Annotated in this window: 18 protein-coding genes; 11 read left to right on the top strand and 7 right to left on the bottom strand. The window is 68.8% G+C overall.

Translation table 11 applies throughout. The features are described 5' to 3' along the window. The first annotated feature begins 53 nt into the window (after window positions 1–53). The gene (locus ACYVKL_RS26025) at window positions 54–1,082 is read left to right on the top strand and encodes an alpha/beta hydrolase (protein WP_379171654.1); all 1,029 of its coding nucleotides are present in this window, start codon (window positions 54–56) and stop codon (window positions 1,080–1,082) included. On the opposite strand, the gene ACYVKL_RS26030 is transcribed toward ACYVKL_RS26025, so the two are convergent. The 4 genes from ACYVKL_RS26030 to map all read right to left on the bottom strand — a co-directional run bounded on the left by ACYVKL_RS26030 (window position 1,062) and on the right by map (window position 4,386). Further along, the gene (locus ACYVKL_RS26030) at window positions 1,062–1,625 is read right to left on the bottom strand and encodes an alpha/beta fold hydrolase (protein WP_213556938.1); all 564 of its coding nucleotides are present in this window, start codon (window positions 1,623–1,625) and stop codon (window positions 1,062–1,064) included. The two genes, ACYVKL_RS26025 and ACYVKL_RS26030, sit on opposite strands and share 21 nt — an antisense overlap. A 66-nt stretch (window positions 1,626–1,691) precedes the next feature. Next, window positions 1,692–3,233, bottom strand: coding sequence for a cobyric acid synthase (locus ACYVKL_RS26035; protein WP_379171656.1), 1,542 nt, complete (start codon window positions 3,231–3,233; stop codon window positions 1,692–1,694). Continuing rightward, entirely contained in the window at window positions 3,230–3,526 is a 297-nt protein-coding gene (locus ACYVKL_RS26040) for a hypothetical protein (RefSeq protein WP_379171658.1), read from the bottom strand. Before ACYVKL_RS26040 ends, ACYVKL_RS26035 begins: the two co-directional genes overlap by 4 nt. Next, entirely contained in the window at window positions 3,523–4,386 is an 864-nt protein-coding gene (gene map / locus ACYVKL_RS26045; protein WP_357193842.1) for a type I methionyl aminopeptidase, read from the bottom strand. Before map ends, ACYVKL_RS26040 begins: the two co-directional genes overlap by 4 nt. 128 nt (window positions 4,387–4,514) lie before the next feature. Between map and ACYVKL_RS26050 the strand changes: the two genes are divergently transcribed. Further along, the gene (locus ACYVKL_RS26050) at window positions 4,515–5,528 is read left to right on the top strand and encodes an LLM class flavin-dependent oxidoreductase (RefSeq protein ID WP_379171660.1); all 1,014 of its coding nucleotides are present in this window, start codon (window positions 4,515–4,517) and stop codon (window positions 5,526–5,528) included. An 8-nt stretch (window positions 5,529–5,536) separates the two neighbouring features. On the opposite strand, the gene ACYVKL_RS26055 is transcribed toward ACYVKL_RS26050, so the two are convergent. After that, window positions 5,537–6,229 (bottom strand): GntR family transcriptional regulator, encoded by a 693-nt coding sequence (locus tag ACYVKL_RS26055; protein WP_213561351.1) that lies wholly within the window; start codon window positions 6,227–6,229, stop codon window positions 5,537–5,539. A gap of 199 nt (window positions 6,230–6,428) precedes the next feature. Here ACYVKL_RS26055 and ACYVKL_RS26060 point away from each other — a divergent pair, with 199 nt between their 5' ends. The 7 genes from ACYVKL_RS26060 (at window position 6,429) to ACYVKL_RS26090 (ending at window position 14,234) form a co-directional block, all read left to right on the top strand. Continuing rightward, window positions 6,429–7,544, top strand: a complete 1,116-nt coding sequence (locus ACYVKL_RS26060; protein WP_379172055.1) for a TIGR03364 family FAD-dependent oxidoreductase — start codon at window positions 6,429–6,431, stop codon at window positions 7,542–7,544. Between the two features lie 62 nt (window positions 7,545–7,606). Continuing rightward, window positions 7,607–8,260: a phosphonatase-like hydrolase gene (locus ACYVKL_RS26065; RefSeq protein WP_379172057.1), complete on the top strand. Its 654-nt coding sequence runs from the start codon at window positions 7,607–7,609 to the stop codon at window positions 8,258–8,260. A 95-nt stretch (window positions 8,261–8,355) separates the two neighbouring features. Then, a complete protein-coding gene (locus ACYVKL_RS26070) occupies window positions 8,356–9,429 on the top strand; it encodes a 2-aminoethylphosphonate ABC transporter substrate-binding protein (RefSeq protein ID WP_379171662.1) in 1,074 nt (357 codons plus the stop codon). 23 nt (window positions 9,430–9,452) lie between these two features. Next, a complete protein-coding gene (locus ACYVKL_RS26075) occupies window positions 9,453–10,637 on the top strand; it encodes an ABC transporter ATP-binding protein (protein ID WP_379171664.1) in 1,185 nt (394 codons plus the stop codon). A gap of 169 nt (window positions 10,638–10,806) precedes the next feature. Beyond that, window positions 10,807–11,700: a 2-aminoethylphosphonate ABC transporter permease subunit gene (locus ACYVKL_RS26080; protein WP_379171666.1), complete on the top strand. Its 894-nt coding sequence runs from the start codon at window positions 10,807–10,809 to the stop codon at window positions 11,698–11,700. Window positions 11,701–11,703: 3 nt separating this feature from the next. Further along, window positions 11,704–12,501, top strand: coding sequence for an ABC transporter permease (locus ACYVKL_RS26085; RefSeq protein WP_379171668.1), 798 nt, complete (start codon window positions 11,704–11,706; stop codon window positions 12,499–12,501). A 137-nt stretch (window positions 12,502–12,638) separates the two neighbouring features. After that, entirely contained in the window at window positions 12,639–14,234 is a 1,596-nt protein-coding gene (locus ACYVKL_RS26090; RefSeq protein WP_379171670.1) for a hypothetical protein, read from the top strand. 32 nt (window positions 14,235–14,266) lie between these two features. Here the strand turns inward: ACYVKL_RS26090 and ACYVKL_RS26095 are convergent, their stop codons facing one another. Both ACYVKL_RS26095 and ACYVKL_RS26100 read right to left on the bottom strand, forming a co-directional pair. Beyond that, window positions 14,267–14,629 carry a hypothetical protein gene (locus ACYVKL_RS26095; protein ID WP_379171672.1) on the bottom strand — a complete coding sequence of 121 codons (363 nt, stop codon included), beginning with the start codon at window positions 14,627–14,629 and terminating at the stop codon, window positions 14,267–14,269. Window positions 14,630–14,952: 323 nt separating this feature from the next. Beyond that, window positions 14,953–15,312: a DUF4254 domain-containing protein gene (locus ACYVKL_RS26100; protein ID WP_379172059.1), complete on the bottom strand. Its 360-nt coding sequence runs from the start codon at window positions 15,310–15,312 to the stop codon at window positions 14,953–14,955. A gap of 262 nt (window positions 15,313–15,574) precedes the next feature. Between ACYVKL_RS26100 and ACYVKL_RS26105 the strand changes: the two genes are divergently transcribed. Together ACYVKL_RS26105 and ACYVKL_RS26110 are read left to right on the top strand one after the other, a co-directional pair. Further along, window positions 15,575–16,438 (top strand): helix-turn-helix domain-containing protein, encoded by an 864-nt coding sequence (locus ACYVKL_RS26105; protein WP_357193818.1) that lies wholly within the window; start codon window positions 15,575–15,577, stop codon window positions 16,436–16,438. Between the two features lie 147 nt (window positions 16,439–16,585). Beyond that, window positions 16,586–17,008, top strand: coding sequence for an AMP-binding protein (locus ACYVKL_RS26110; RefSeq protein ID WP_357193815.1), 423 nt, complete (start codon window positions 16,586–16,588; stop codon window positions 17,006–17,008). The last annotated feature ends 32 nt before the right edge of the window (window positions 17,009–17,040 follow it).

The following is a 17,040-nucleotide window of genomic DNA, read 5'->3' on the forward strand; positions in this document are numbered from 1 at the left end:
GTGAGAGATCCCTCCCAAATAGACATCTACGCACCGCGGTCTATGTTGAGCGGGTGACCCGCGAAACGTCATCCACCACGTCTTCGACCACCACCTGGCAGCCCGACGTCCTGGGCGCCGACTACCAGCAGCTCACCCTCCCCTTGGGCCCCGATCCCGACGGCGAGGGCGACGCCGTCGCCACCCTGGTCCGCTACTCCCCCGCCGACGTCCCGGCCGCCACCCGCGCGGTGCTGTACGTGCACGGTTTCACCGATTACTTCTTCCAGGAACACCTGGCCCAGCACCTGGCCGCGCAGGGGTTCGCCTTCTATGCGCTGGACCTGCGCAAGTGCGGGCGTTCCCGGCGGGCCGGGCAGACCCCGCACTACGTCAGCGACCTGGAGCTCTACGACGAGGAGCTGAACCGCTCCCTCGAGGTCGTCCGCACCGAGACCGACCTGCCGGTGGTGATCATGGCGCACTCCACCGGCGGCCTGGTGACCTCGCTGTGGCTGAACCGGCTGGAGGCGTCCGGCGGCGTGCGCGCGCAGGGCATCACCGGGCTGATGCTCAACAGCCCGTGGTTCGACCTGCAGGGCCCCGGCTACTACCGATCGGTGGGAACGCCGATCCTGGAGGGCCTGGGCCGGTTGCGGGCCTTCGCCAAGCTGCCGCTGGGGGTGTCCACCAGCTACGGCGACAGCCTGCACCACACCGTGGCCGGTGAGTGGGACTACAACCTGGACTGGAAACCGTTGAGCGGCTTCCCCGTTCACGCGGGCTGGCTGCGCGCCGTCCGGCGCGGGCACCTACGGCTGCACAAGGGCCTCGACATCGGGGTGCCCGCGTTGATCCTGCGGTCGAAGGTCACCAAGTTCATGCGCAAGTACGGGCCCGCCGCCGACGTGTCGGACGTGGTGCTCGACGTGCGGCAGATCCAGCGCTGGTCGGGCTGCCTGGGTACGCGCACCAATATCGTGCCGATCGAGGGTGCGCGGCACGACGTGTTCCTGTCGTCGGAGACGCCGCGCACCGCGGCCCTGCGGGAATTGGACTCGTGGCTGAAGTGGCTGGCCGAATCACCAGAAGCTGGTGCGTAGCACCACTTCGGTGGCCAGTTCGTGGCCCGCTTCGGCGGCCACATCGGTGACATCCATGGGGACCAGCCGGAATTCGCCGTAGACGAACCGGCTGGAACCCTCGGCCACCTCCCGCGGGTACCGCTTGGTGGCCAGCAGGGTGGTGGGGATCTCCACCGGCGGGCAGGCGGCATCGCGGACGGTGCCGTCGGCGGCCGGGGCGGCCGGGTGACCGCCGCCCGCGGCGATGAGGCTCATGAACCGCCCGAAGCCGCGGGCGGCCAGTTCCCACGCCAGGTCGGCGCCCGCACCGCTGCCGACCAGGTTGGCCCACGGGACCTTCAGCTCGTCGAGGATGGCGAACACCGTCGCGGCGTCGAGGCCGTCGATCGATTCGATGGCGATGGTGTGCAGGTCCGAGGTCTGCAACCGTTCGCAGACCTGGTCGTAAACATCGGCCGGGTCACCCGCATCGGGTAGCAGCAGGACATGGTGCCGCGTGTCGGGCCCGCCGACTCGCACCGCCCACTCGCGGTCACCGACCGTGATCCGCCGAGATTCCATGGTCGATAACGCTACAGCAGCGGTGTTCGGGTCGAACGCGTGTCGGTCGGATTGTTGTGACCGGGGTCACTTTCCGACGGTGAGGGTCGGGAGATCAGCGGCGGCGCCCGCCTCGATCAGACGCTCCAGAGCGGCCTGGTCGAGGTGCTTCTCCATCAGATCGGCCAGCAGATCGAGCTGCGATACACGCACCTGATCGACCGAAACATCCTCGGCGACAACGAAACCGGTGCGGCCCGACCGGGCGGCGACCTGCCCCAGCCAAGCGCGGCGAAACTCGTCCGACTCCAATGCCCCGTGCAGGTGTGTACCCCAGATCGATTCGCGCACACTGCCTTCCGGCACGCCGTCGAGATCGAACCAGGGGCGGTCCGCGGTGCGGGTGACCCGGCCGTGGTGGATCTCATAGCCGTGCACGGGGAGATCACCGTCACCGGCGGGCGCGCCATGATCGCGGACACGGCCGGTGGAGCGGCGCAGCACCTTGGGGTCGGCGAACTCGATGTCGAGGTCGAGCAGGCCCAGGCCGGGGACCGTGCCCGCATCGGATTCGACCCGGTCGACGATGGTGCGGGCCAGCATCTGGTAGCCGCCGCAGATGCCGAGGATGGGTCCGCCGGCGGCCGCACGGGCGGTGAGGGCGTCGGCGATTCCGGTGCGGCGCAACCATTCCAGGTCGCTGACGGTGGATTTGCTGCCGGGGATCACCACCAGGTCGGCGCCCGCGAGGCGGGAGGGGTCACTGACCCAGCGGACCGAGACGCCGGGCTCACAGGCCAGCGCCTCGACATCGGTGGAGTTGGAGATGCGCGGCAGGCGGACGGCGGCGACGGTCAGCCAGTCGGCGCCCAGCGGCGGGCGGGAACGACCCACGGGGGCGTCGGCGACAGTGCCGAGGGAGTCCTCGGCGTCGATCCAGAGGTCCTCGGCGAACGGGATGACGCCGAGCGTCGGTCGGCCGGTCAGCTCGGTGAGCTGATCCAGACCTGGCCGCAGCAGGTCCACGTCGCCCCGGAACTTGTTGATGATGAACCCCGAAATCAGCTGCTGGTCTTCGGGCTCCAGAATCGCGACGGTGCCGAACAGGTGGGCCAGCACGCCCCCGCGATCGATGTCGCCGACCACCACGACCGGCAGCTCGGCCGCCCGCGCCAAACCCATGTTCGCGAGATCGGTTGCCCGCAAATTGATTTCGGCCGGCGATCCGGCGCCCTCACAGATCACCACATCGAATTCGGCCCGCAGCGAAGCCAATTCCTCGGCGACGATGGACCGCAGCTGCTGCCGATGCCGGAAATAGTCCTTGGCCCCGACCGTGTCGACGGCCTTGCCCCGCACCACCAGCTGCGAACGCCGGTCACTGCCGGGCTTGAGCAGCACCGGATTGAACCGGACGCTGGGCTCCAGCCCGCAGGCCCGCGCCTGCAACGCCTGCGCGCGCCCGATCTCCCCGCCGTCGAGGGTGACGACGGAGTTGTTGGACATGTTCTGCGCCTTGAACGGCGCCACCCGCACCCCGCGCCGCGCCAGCATGCGGCACAGGCCCGCTACGACGACGCTCTTACCCGCATCGGAGGTGGTGCCGGCAACCAGCAGCGCACCTTTCACCGCGTGCTGTACTCCGCTCGGGGGCGGTAGACGTAGTGGTCGCGGCCGCTGCTCGTGTACGCGTCGCGGTTGACGTACGCGTCGCGGCCGTCGGCGGCGGCGCCGTCCGGCTTCTCGGCGTCCTCCACCGGACGGCCGGCGGAGAGCTCGACGTGGCGGCGCATGGTGGCGCGCATGACGCCCAGGCCCTCGTCGCGGGGGTTCGGGGGCAGGACCCGGGAAGGTTTGCGGCGCGGGCCGCGGGAGCCGATGCCGCGCGTGGTGACGCCCCGCTGGGGCATGGCGATCTTCACGGCAGCGTCAGGATCTCTGCGCCGTCGTCGGTGACGACGAGGGTGTGCTCGAACTGGGCGGTCCACTTGCGGTCCTTGGTGACCACGGTCCAGCCGTCGTCCCAGATCTCGTAGTCGATGCCGCCCAGGTTGATCATCGGCTCGATGGTGAAGGTCATGCCCGGTTCGATGACCGACTCCACGGCGGGCTGGTCGTAGTGCAGGATGACCAGGCCGGAGTGGAAGGTGGGGCCGACGCCGTGGCCGGTGAAGTCGCGGACCACGCCGTAGCCGAAGCGGTTGGCGTAAGCCTCGATGACGCGGCCGATGACATTGAGGGCGCGACCGGGCTTGACGGCCTTGATGGCCCGCTTGGTGGCTTCCTCGGTGCGCTCGACCAGCAGGCGCACCTCCTCGTCCACGTCACCGGCGAGGAAGGTCTTGTTGGTGTCGCCGTGCACGCCGTGGATGTAGGCGGTGACGTCGATATTGACGATGTCACCGTCCTCGATCACGGTCGAGTCGGGGATGCCGTGGCAGATGACCTCGTTCAGCGAGGTGCAGCAGGATTTGGGAAATCCCTTGTAGCCCAGGGTCGACGGGTACGCGCCGTGGTCGAGCATGTACTCGTGGGCGATCCGGTCGAGTTCGTCGGTGGTGACGCCGGGCGCGACGGCCTTGCCGGCTTCTTCCAGTGCCTGTGCGGCGATCTTGCCCGCGATCCGCATCTTGTCGATGGTCTCGGCGGTCTGCACCCAGGGTTCGTGGCCTTCGTTGGCGGTCTTCTTCCAGACGTACTCGGGGCGCTCGATGTTCTTGGGGACCTCGCGGATCGGCGACTGCGTGCCGGGTTGGAGGGGCTTGCGGGTGCGCACAGACATGGGTACCAGACTATCTGCCGGTCCGAATGGTGGGATTCCCAGGTCCATGCCTGCGGGAATTCTTCCGGACCGTGGTCCGTTTATCCTGACAGTTGACTTGGCAACAAGACTCGAGAGGGGCATCGGCCGTGGAACTGGGACTCACGACATTCGCCGAAACACATCCCGTCGGCGGCAACGGGCCGGTACCGACCGCGGGCGAGCGGCTGCGGCAGGTGGTCGAGGAGGCCGTGGCCACCGAGGCGGCCGGGCTGGACGTCTACGGGGTCGGCGAGCACCACCGCAAGGATTTCGCCGCCTCCTCCCCCGCCGTCGTGCTGGCCGCCATCGCCTCACGGACCGAACGGATCCAGCTCACCAGCGCGGTCACCGTACTGAGCTCCGCCGATCCGGTGCGGGCGTATCAGGACTTCGCCACCCTCGACGGACTCTCCAACGGCCGCGCCGAGCTGATGGCCGGGCGCGGATCGTTCATCGAGTCGTTCCCGCTGTTCGGCTACGACCTCAACGATTACGACGAGCTCTTCGAGGAGAAACTGGCGCTACTGCTGAAGATCCGCGAGGAGGAGCCGGTCACCTGGTCCGGCAAGTTCCGCGCGCCTCTCGACAACGCCATCGTCTATCCGCGCACCGAAAATCGGCCGCTGCCGGTGTGGATCGCCGTCGGCGGCAGCCCCGAATCCGTTGTGCGCGCGGGACTTCTGGGCCTGCCGCTGGCCATCGCCATCATCGGCGGACAGCCGGCGCGGTTCAAGCCGCTGGTGGACCTCTACCACCGGGCCCTCGCCGAGGGCGGGCACGAACCGCAGCCGATCGCGGTGCACGCGCACGGCTACATCGCCGACACCGACAAGCAGGCGGTCGAGGACTTCTACGACTCCTACGCGCGAGCCATGTCCGGAATCGGACGCGAGCGCGGCTGGGGTCCGATGACCCGCCAGCAGTTCGACGCGCTGCGCTCGCAGAGCGGTTCACTGTTCGTCGGCACGCCCGACTACGTGGCGGAGAAGATCGCCGACGTGCGTGACACGCTCGGACTGGATCGGTTCATGCTGCACACCAGCGTCGGCACGCTGCCGCACGAGCAGGTGCTGCACAGCATCGAGCTGCTCGGCGCGAAAGTGGCTCCGCAGCTGGGCTGATCGCGGATTCAGTAGTCGGTGAGCTTGGCCTGGAAGGCGATCCGGTCGCCGCGGTAGAGCGAGCGCACGCGTTCGATCGGCACGCCTTCCCCGTCCACGCTGCGGCGGTGCAGCAGGAGCATCGGCAGGGCCGTCGTGCATTCCAGCAGGGCGGCCTCTCGCGGGGAGGCCAGCACGGTCTCGATGCGCTCGGTGGCGACGGCGTAGACCACGCCCATGCCGCGGGTGGCGACGTACAGCGAGGTCTGCGGGTCGTAGAACTCGCGCAGTACGGCGAAGCGGTGCAACGGCATCCAGGTGCTCTCCAGGCCGATGCGCTCCCCGTCGGCGAGCAGGATGCGTTCCAGGTGCATGACCGGGGTGCCGGGTTTCACGGCCAGGGCGTGGGCGGTGTCGGGGTCGGCGGGGACGTCGGACCAGTCGACCAGCAGCCGGCCCGGCTTGCGGCCGAACTTGATCGCGCCCTCGGTGTAGGAGCGTAAGGACAAGGGCTGCACCATCTTCGGGCGCGAGACCACGGTGCCGCGGCCCTGGCGGCGAATCCGCCCCTCCACCAGCAGTTCCCGCACGGCCTGCCGCACGGTCTCGCGGGCGACGCCGCAACGCAGCGCGAGTTCGCGTTCGGAGGGGACCGGGTCGCCCTCGGAGAGTTCGCTCAGCAGCGCTTCCAGTTCCGCGCGCACGCGATACGACTTGGGCATGCGTCCGGCGGGCGCGGAATCGGTTCCCGCACCGGCTGTTCCGGGCGCCGGACGGCCCGGCCCCGCCTGGTCTTCCACCCCGGCGGCCTCCCTCGTCTCCATGCCCCCAGCGTACACACGATTGGTCTATACCAATTATTAACCTACCGTTTCCACACGAAACACCCGTAGGTCTAGACCATTGCCCACGATGACTTCCATGCGATTGGTCATCATCGGCGGAGGGATCCTCGGCACCGCCCACGCCCTCGCCGCGATCGGGCGCGGCCACGACGTCGTGCAGCTGGAACGCGAGGCCGAGGCGCGCGGCGCTACCGTCCGCAATTTCGGCCTGGTGTGGGTCTCGGGACGCAGCGGCAGCGAACTGGAGCTCACCCTGCGCTCGCGGCAGTTGTGGGAGGAGATCGGCGGCAAGGTGCCCGGCGTGGGCTTCCGGCCCGCCGGATCCATCACCCTGATCCGCTCCGCCAACGAACTCGCCGTGGCCGAGGCCGCCGTGGCCCAGCCGTCGGCCGCCGAACGCGGCTTCGAACTGCTCGACCCCGAACGGGTGCGCGCCCTCAACCCGGCGCTGCGCGGCAAATTCCTGGCCGGACTGCACTGTTCGACCGACGCCGCCGTCGAATCCCGACAGGCGCTGCCCGCATTGCGGCGCTACATGGAGGCCACCGGGCGCTACAGCTTCTTCGCCGGGACCGAGGCGCGCGCCGTCACCGGCACCACCGTCGTCGACGACCGCGGCCGCCGCCACGAAGCCGACCTGGTGCTGGTCTGCCCGGGCGCCGCGCACACCGGCCTCACCCGCGAACTGGTCGGCGACATCCCGGTGCGCCGGGTGCGGTTGCAGATGATGCAGACCGCCCCCCTGGGCGAACCGCTCACCACCGCCATCGCCGACGGCGACAGCTTCCGCTACTACCCGGCCTTCGCCGGACCGGAACTGGATCGGCTCAATCGTGAAGAGGCGCAGCCGTTCACGGCCGCCCAGCACAAGATGCAGCTGCTGGCCGTGCAACGCCTGCACGGCGGGCTCACCATCGGCGACACCCACGAATACGACGAACCGTTCACCTTCGACGTGGACGAAGCGCCCTACGAGCACCTCACCGGCGTGATGGAGGAACTGCTGGGCCGCAAGTTGCCGCCGATCGTGCGGCGCTGGGCGGGCGTGTACAGCCAGTCCATCGATCCGGGCACCATCGTCACCCGCGCGCAGGCCGACACCAATGTCTGGGTGGTGACCGGACCGGGCGGGCGCGGCATGACCCTCGGCCCCGCGCTCGGCGAAGAGACCGCCGACCTCCTCAATCTCTGACCGTCCGACACCGCGAAGGAAACATCGTGAGCGACAAGCAGATCGAACTCGCCGTCCTCGACATGGCGGGCACCACCGTGGCCGACGACGGACTGGTCGAGCAGGCGTTCGAGGTGGCGATCACCGCCGCCGGCGTGCCCGCCGAGGGACCCGAGCGCGACGCGGCCCGGGCCTTCGTCCAGGACACCATGGGGCAGTCCAAGATCTGGTGCTTCCGCACGCTGCTCGGCGACGAGGACCGCGCCCAGCAGGCCAACCGCGCCTTCGAGGCCGCCTACACCGAGCTCGCCGAGGCGGCCGGGGTGCGCCCGATTCCCGGTGCCGTCGAAGCCATTTCGGCGCTGCGGGCCGCCGGGATCAAGGTGGCGCTGACCACCGGATTCAGCCGCGAGACCCAGGACAAGCTGCTCGACGCGCTGGACTGGAACGACATCGCCGACCTGGCGCTGGTCCCCGCCGACGCCGGGCGCGGGCGCCCCTATCCGGACATGGTGCTCACCGCCCTGCTGCGGCTCGAGGTCGACGCCGTGGATCGGGTTGCGGTCCTGGGCGATACGTCCAGCGACATCGCCACCGGGCTGGCCGCGGGCGCGCGCATCGTCGCGGGCACGCTGACCGGCGCGCACACCGAGGAGCAGTTGCGGGCCGCGGGCGCGACCCACGTGCTGGCCTCGGTCACCGAGTTCGCGCAGCTGCTGCTCGCCGAGCGCGGCTAGAGAATTCCGCGGCCCCGGCGCGCCTCGCCGGGGCCGCGGATCCACCCCCTGTTCCTACGATCCGACCCTCCCCTGAACTGAAAGTTGCAGTCACCGTGCGTAATCCGAACAACCGCCTCGCACGCACCATCGCCCGGACCGCCCTGATCCTGACCTCCGCCACCGCGGTCGCCTTCAGCCTCACCGCCTGCGGCGGCACCGGCACCAGCGACTCCGGCGACGGCAAGACGGTCACCGTCTACTCCGCCGACGGTGTCGGCGACTGGTACAAGACCCAGTTCGCGAAGTTCAAGGACCAGACCGGCATCGCGGTCAACCTGGTCGAGGCCGGGTCCGCCGAGGTGGTCAGCCGCGTCGACAAGGAGCAGTCCAACCCGCAGGCCGACGTGGTCGTCACGCTGCCGCCGTTCATGCAGAAGGCCGACAAGTCGGGTCTGCTGCAGACCAGCGGCGTCGACACCGCCGCCGTCGCGGCCGCCGACAAGGACGCGAACGGCAAGTGGGTGACGCTGGCGGGCAACTACCTGTGCTTCATCGCCAACCCCTCGGTCGATGCGACCAAGCTGACCTGGGACGACCTGCTGAAACCGGAGTACAAGGGCAAGCTGCAGTACTCCACCCCCGGCCAGGCCGGTGACGGCACCGCCGTGCTGATCCTGCTGCAGCAGCTGATGGGCAAGCAGGGCGCGCTGGACTACCTGGGCAAGCTGCAGGCCAACAATGTCGGCCCGTCCTCCTCCACCGGCAAGCTGCAGGCCAAGGTCGACAAGGGCGAGATCGTGGTCGCCAACGGTGACGTGCAGATGAACCTGGCCACCGTCAAGGAGAAGGGCTCGAAGTTCAACGTCTTCTTCCCCGCCTCCGCCGACGGCAAGCAGTCCACCGTGGCGCTGCCGTACCTGATGGGTCTGGCCAAGGGCGCGCCGCACTCCGACGCGGGCAAGAAGCTGATGACCTTCCTGCTGTCGGCCGACGCGCAGAAGTCGCTGCCCGACGCCTACGCGGTGCCGGCCCGGACGGACCTGAAGGACGCCGCGCCGTCCGCGGCCGGCGCCGTGTCGCCGGCGCAGGTGGTCAAGAACGTCGAGATCGTGCACCCCGACTGGACCAAGGTGCTCGACGAGCTCGACGCCGACGTGGCGGCCTACACCAAGGCCACCGGTAGCTAAATCACCCCACAGGAGCAGCAGCCATGTCCTCCGCGTTGACGACATCCACGGCGGTCACCGACACCACCGCCGAACCGGCCATCGTGTTCGACCGGGTCGGGGTCACCTACGGCCGCGGCCGCAAATCGACTGTCGCACTGGCCGATTTCAACCTGCGCGTCGCCGCGGGGGAAACGGTTGCGCTGCTCGGGCCCAGCGGTTCCGGCAAGTCCACCGCGCTCAAGGCGCTGGCCGGGTTCATCCGGCCGACCTCGGGCGCGGTGCGGCTGGCCGGCCGCGACGTCACCGACCTGTCCCCCGCCAAACGCGGGATCGGGGTGGTGGTGCAGTCCTACGCGCTGTTCCCGCACATGCGGGTGCGCGACAATGTGGCCTTCGGGCTGAAGGCACATCGGGTGGCGCGCAACGAGATCGGGGGGCGCGTCACCGAAGCCCTGGAGATGGTCGGCATGGGCGGCTACGCCGAACGACTGCCGCGCGAGCTGTCCGGCGGACAGCAGCAGCGGGTCGCGATCGCGCGGGCGCTGGCCATCCGGCCCAAGGTGCTGCTGCTCGACGAGCCGCTCGCCGCCCTCGACGCGCAGCTGCGCCAGAACATGCTGGGCGAGCTCCAGCAGCTGCGAAAAGCCTTGCCGGACACGGCGATGCTCTACGTCACCCACGACCAGTCCGAGGCGCTGGCCCTGGCCGACCGCATCGCGGTGATGCGAGACGCCCGGCTGGTCGACATCGACACCGCCCACAACCTGTGGCAGCGGCCCGCGACCGAGTTCACCGCCTCCTTCCTCGGCGGCGCGAACCTGCTCCCCTGCCAGGTCAAACACGTCTCCGGCACGGCCGCCCTGGTCACCGCCGGCGACCACACCCTGCGCGCCGACGCGCCCGCCCCGGGCATCGGCCGCCCCGACTGGGTCCCGAACGCCGAAGCCCAGCTCTGCGTCCGCCCCCACACCGTCCGCATCGTCCCGCTCACCGAGCGAGACGCGCTGCGCGCCACCGTGATCACCAGCGTCTGGAAGGGCGCCTCCACCCGCCTCCACCTCGACGTCACCGGCCTCCCCGCGGAACTCACCGCCGACGTCCTCGGCCACACCGACATCACCCCCGGCGACCACGTCGGCGTCCGCTTCGCCGACCCGGCCGGCGTCCTCATCCCCCCGGGCATCGGCACCGCGGCCGCGGCGGATAGCCCCGAGGTGCGCGCATGACCGCCACACCGCTTCCCTACCGCACACCCGGCGAATTTGCCTACACCCCAGTGGCATCCACACCGTTGAGCAGGGAACGACGAGTCTCCTTCCGGCGGCGAGCGATGGCCACCGACCTGTGGTCGCAGCTCTTCGCCGGTGTGGCGGCGGCCCGTGACCGGAGGGCGTCATGACAGCACTGCTCGAAACTCCTTCCGCGGCGGAGGCTCCCGGAGAGCGCCGGACCGGCTGGTCGTGGCGGCCGGTGGTGTGGGCGCTGCCGCCGGTGCTGGTGGTGGTGTTGATCGCGGTGTATCCGATCGTGCGGGTGCTGCTGGAGTCGACGAAGACCAAGTCCGGGCGAGGGGTCGGGACTTGGGCGGGGGTGCTGGAGGAGGAGTCGTTTCGGAATGCGTTGTGGCGCACCGTCACTATCGCGGTGAGTTCCACCGTCGGGTGTGTGGTGCTCGGGACGTTTCTGGCGATCGTGCTGGCGTTCGTGCCGTTTCCGGGGGCGCAGCTGGTGGGGCGGCTCATCGACTCGGTGCTGACGTTGCCGTCGTTCCTGGTGACACTGGCGTTCACGTTCCTGTACGGGACGGCGGGGGCGGTGAACGCGTTGATCAATCGGATCACCGGGGGGACAAGGCCGATGCTGGACTTTCTGAGCACGCCGTGGGGTGTGATCCTGGCCGAGGTCACCTTCTTCACGCCGTTCGTGGTGCGGCCGCTGCTGGCGGCGTTCGCGCAATTGCCCAGGGAGCAGCTGGATGTGGCGTCCAGTCTCGGGGCCTCGCCGTGGCGGGTGCTGCGGCAGGTGGTGCTGCCCGAGGCGTGGCCGGCGCTGGCGGCGGGCGGCAGCCTGGTACTGCTGCTGACGCTCAACGAGTTCGGGATCGTGCTGTTCACCGGCGCCAAGGGGGTGATCACGCTGCCCGCGCTGATCTACACGCGCGGCATCGTCACCTTCGATCTGCCGGGGGCCGCGGTGCTGGCATCGGTGCAGGTGCTGCTGTCGCTGAGCCTGTACCTCGGATACCGACTGTTGTTCGCGCGCCTCACCGGCGCGCGCAAGGAGAGCTGAACCATGCTGGTGTGGACGCGCCGCGGGCGGGCCGTGGTGCTCGCGGTCTTCGGGATCGTCGTCGCCGTGGTGTTCGTCGCGCCCATCGCGACCGTGGTGGCCGCGGCGCTGGCCGGACACTGGACCGGGCCGCTGCCCTCGGACCTCGGCTTCGCCAACTTCGATCGGGCGCTGTCGGGGGAAGCGGCCGCGAGCCTGTCGGTGAGCCTGCAGACCGCGCTGCTGGCTGGACTGTTCTCGCTGATCCTCGGCACCTGGGCGGCCCTGGCCTCGGCGGCGGCCCCGGCGTGGGTGCGGCGGGTCACCGACGCGGTGTTCCACCTGCCGGTCGCGGTGCCGTCGGTGGCGATCGGGCTCGGGGTGCTGATCACCTTCAATGAGCGGCCGCTGCTGCTGGGCGGCACCAAATGGATCGTGATCCTGGCCCACACGGTGCTGGTGCTGGCGTACGCGTTCAGCGGCGTCTCCGCGGCGCTGGACCGCCTCGACCCCGGCTACCGGCAGGCCGCCGAATCCCTCGGCGCGGGACCGGTCCGGGTGCTGCTGCGGATCACGCTGCCGCTGCTGCTGCCCGCCCTCGGCGCTGCCGCCGGACTGGCCATCGCACTGTCGATGGGTGAACTCGGGGCGACCATCATGGTGTACCCGGCCACCTGGAAGACCCTCCCGGTGACCATCTTCGCCACCACCGACCGCGGCGCGGTGTTCGACGCCGCCGCCAGCACCACCCTGCTCGTGCTCGTCACCCTCATCGCCCTGATCATCCTGGGCCGCTTGAAAGGACGTGCGGCACTCCGCTGAGGCGAGGCGGCCGCACCACACCGCTGACCAGGTCATGAGGGGATGGTCAGCGGTGTCTTGCGTCGAGGCCCGGGCGTGGCGGACAGTCGACCGGTAAACTCGCGACGAATGTCATTGATCGGGCGGGGGATTGTTCGATGGTGGTCGTCACTGGTCTGTCCGGCGAGTCCTACGACGTCGACGGCGAACCCTTCTATGCCGCGGGCAGCCGCTCCGTGCAATACCTGTGCCGGGATCCGCGCGGGCAGCAGCGGCTCTACAAGCTCTACCGGACGCCGGTCACCGCACCCGACGCGATCGAATGGGCCAGGCAGGCCATGCTTTTCGGCCGGCAGACCATGGCGGCCGCCGATGCCGCGGGCGGCTCCACCGGGGCCGCCGCCGAGGCGGTGAATTGGCCGATCGACCTCATCCAGCACGACTCGAGCCTGATCGGCACGGTGCTGCCGCTGATCCCCGTCGACTATCTGCAGCCCGACGGGCGGCCGCGCACCCTGGATCAGCTGTGGGCCGCGCCCGGGCAGACCGCCCCGTATTTCCGTGCGGGAGTGGCCATTCGGCTGTGCGACATCATCCGGGCACTCGAGGACCGGCAGCTCGTCCACGGTGACCTCACCCCCAAGAACGTGCTGTTGCAGGCGGCCGCGCCGCTGGCCTACGTCATCGACACCGCCGGACTGGCCCCCGCCGACCGGGTCCGCGACCGATACAAGGATCGGTACGACCTTGCGACGCTGGTGTACCGGACCCTGCTCCCCGACACCGCGGGCCCGCCCGGCGTGCCCTGGGAAGCCGGCGTAGCGCCCGCTTCCCTGGATCCGCGGGTGCGGGCGCTGTTCGATCGGGCCTTCGGCAACGGCGGATTCGGGCCGGACGCACGGCCTTCCGCGGCGGAGTGGGGCGATGTCCTGCGGGTGGTCTACGGCGCCGCCGCGCCGGCCGGATGGTCCGGTCCGCAGCCGCTGGTGTCGTATCAGCCCGCACCACAACCTGATTCGTCCAACACCGCGTTGAAGGTGATCCTCGGCGTCCTGCTGGTGGTGCTGGTGATCGCCATCGGAGTCGGCGTCGTCGTGCTCTCCGACAAGAACGACGGCAAGAGCAAGGCCGCCGGAACCACGACGACCACCACCACGGCGACGACCACCACCACCGCCCCGCCCACCTCGACCACGGTGGCGTTCGACAAGTCGACGCTCAACCAGCAGGCCACCGACAAGACCCCGTTCACCGCGGACGCGATGCTCCCGCAGAGCTTCACCGACAGCAAGGGCGTCGTGTTCACCCGCCGCTCCACCGGCGTGAAGGACTGCGTCGCCGCCAACATGTCCCAGAACGTGAAGACGGCGCTGCAGACCAACAAGTGTCAGCAGATGGTGACCGGCACCTACATCGACCAGTCGGACAAGATCCTGACCTCCCTGGAGGTGTTCGCCTTCCCCTCCAACACCGAGGCCGAAGCCATCTACAACGGCCTCAAGGGCCAGAACCAGACCTGGGACGTCTGGTGCCCCACCCAGGGCGTGGGAGCCAGCGTCTGCCAGTCCAACCTCGATACCCTGTGGGCCGCCACCTATTCCAGCTGGGGCCGTCAGCAGTACCGCTACCTCTACGAGGCGTACTCCCTCTACATCAGCCTCGCGGTGGACACCTCGCTGGCCCCCAACCTCGACGCCCCCTCCCGGACCCTGCTGCAACTGGTGGGCCCGGACAACTACTGGAAACCCCGCTGAGCCAACCCCTTTCGGGGTGAGGCGAGCGGGGATCAGATGTGCGCGGCGGCCGTCAGCAGAGCACGCGAGGTCGCGTCGTCGGTGGTCTGGATCAGTCCGGCGGCCAGCAGGTAGGCGGCGGCCATGTCGAGGGCGGAACGCTGGAGGGTGGTGAGGGCCGCGGTGAGGTCGCGGCCCTTGCGTTCGAAGCCCGCGCGGAGTTGGTGGGCGGAGTCGAAATCGCCGAAGCCGGTGAGGGTTCGGGCACGGTGGCTGCGGGCGATTTGCGGGTCCAGTGCGGCTGCGAATCGCAGGAAGGTCGCGGCGCAGGTGCGCGCGGTGGCGACGTCCAGGCGGAAGGCGCCGGCGGCGGCCTGGCGGTAGAGATCGGTGGCGGTGCCCTCGCCCGGGTTCATGACGAACTCCCTCCCCTTATCATTGTGAAACGCCGTATTACATCCGCGGTGTTGTGAATCGGCGGTCGTGTGAACGAAATACGACGCGAATTAAACACTGGTCGGTTGGTTCTAGGCGCTCCGTCAATGAATTCAGGGCGAGCGTGCCGCGCCAGTCGACCACGCGGCACGCCGGGCGGGGCGCCCCGTTGCGCCCGCCGTCTCGGCGGGCGACGTCTTACGGTTCGAGCGAGCTATTGGTCCGATAGCAGGACTCGGCTGACGTCACCACTGATGATCAACGATTCGGTGACAAGACATCAATTGTGTCAATGCATTTGGAATCATTGTTCTGGTAAACGGCGACGGCCACCGGCCACGTCGAATACGAGATCAGTGTAGCCGTCCACCAGTTCGGCCAGATGGTACCAGTGTTTATGGGTGTTATCACTGGAAGCGCCCTCGTGATCGATCACCTGATTGGCTTCGACCCAGCTCCGGGCCATGCGGTCCACGACCGCGCCCAGGCTCTCGGTGTGCATGGTGGCGCCGTTGCGGTGCTGTGGCAGTTCCTGTTCCACCCAATCGTTGATATCGTCAACGAGTTCGCCGCGGCGGCAATCGATCTCGCTGACCATCATGGGATCCCTTACCTCGGCACGCCGTTCGTGCAGTTCGGCCAGCGCGTGCGCCGACCGCAGCAATACTCGATCTTGAAATCGTCTCCCCTGGAAAGCGCAGAGCAATTGCGGAGCGGTCGGCAGAACGCCGGCTATCGACATGGTCATCGCGACTCCCTATACGCACCCGACTGCATCACTAATCGCACCAACATGATTGGTCTCCGGATTCAGCTATACCGGTCATCGGAACGGTTGTTCACGAATAGGCTAGCTGGATCATGCTCTTACAAATGCAAGAACGCAATACTGCGTTCTAGCAAGTGCGCCAAGCGAAAGGGTTGTCATGGCAGGCAAGCGCACCGTGCTCACCGTCCGTTTGCGGAGGCTGGCCGCGATGCTCCACGAGATGCGGGAGAGCGCCCAGCTCAGCAAAGAAGTGGTCAGCGCCAAGACCGGCATCAACGTCACCACGCTGTACCGGATCGAGACCGCTCAGGCCCGGCCGCAGCGCCGCACCCTGACGGCCATGCTGGACCTCTACGGCATCGGCGAGCCACAACGTTCAGACGCCTTGCAGTTGCTGGTCGACGCGTTACGACCCGGCATGGCAAGGTCTTTCGAGGATGCCGTGTCCGAGGTGTACGGCGCCTACATCAACTTCGAGGCCGAGGCGCTGTCCGCGCGCTTCTTCCAGTCCACCTTCGTCCCGGGCCTGCTGCAGACCGAGGCGTACGCCAGCGCGGTCTACCAGACCACCATGCCCAAGGTGTCGGATCAGGTTATCGAGCAACGGATCCGGGCGCGCCAGGAGCGCTCGAAGGTGCTCACCAAGGACAATCCGCTGGAGCTGTGGGTGGTGCTCGACGAGGCCGTCATCCGGCGCATGGTCGGCGGCCCGGAGGTGATGAACCAACAGTTCAGTCAGCTGCTCGACCACACCAACAAGCGGAACGTGATCCTGCAGATCCTGCCCTTCGACGCCGGCGCGCACCCGGGCATGCTGGGCTCCTTCACCCTGCTCGACTTCCCCGACCCCGCCGACCCGGAACTGGTCTACGTGGAGGGCATCGCCAGCGACGAGTTGATCGAGGGCCATTCCGAGGTGCGCCGCTACGGGGTGATGTTCGACCAGCTCCGGGCCATGGCGCTGAGCCCGCGCGACTCGATCGCCATGATCTCGGAGACCATGGCCACCCTGGACGGCTGATCTTCCACCCACCCCAGGGTGGGACAACGTGCACCCTCGGAGCGGATTCCAGCAGCACTGTGGTCGCTACCGGCGGAGGCGTGCGGGGGCGAGAGTGGATACATACCGAACGCCACCCCAAGCGCCCCCTCCGAGAGGATGATGTTCATGTGCACGACGGTCGAATCGCCCACCGTTGCCGAATCGCCCCAGGCCATCGCGGTGACCGATGCCGACTGCGAACTGAACCCCACCGAGCTGGATCGCTGGAGCAATCGAGTGGCGCGCATGCTGCTGCGGCTCGGAGCCCACCCCGGGGCGCGGATCGTGATCGCGGAGACCCCTCGACTGGAGGCCATGGTCTCCCGTCTGGCCATTGAAAAGACCGGCGCGATGCCGGTGCCGCTCACCACCGAAACCAGTGTGGCCCGTGCCGATTTCGGCATCACCACCAAGGCCGGGCGGGAGCTGGTCACCGACCCGAGCCGCTGGCTGGTGCTCGATGATCGAGACACGCTGGTGCAATATCTCACCGGCTCGGACGCCCCGCTCAGCGAGGCCGAACTGAACCTGGCGCGGAAGGCCTCCTGACCTCTCCGCTGCCGCCGCAGTCCTGGAGAAGG

The sequence above is a fragment of the Nocardia tengchongensis genome (assembly GCF_054781395.1).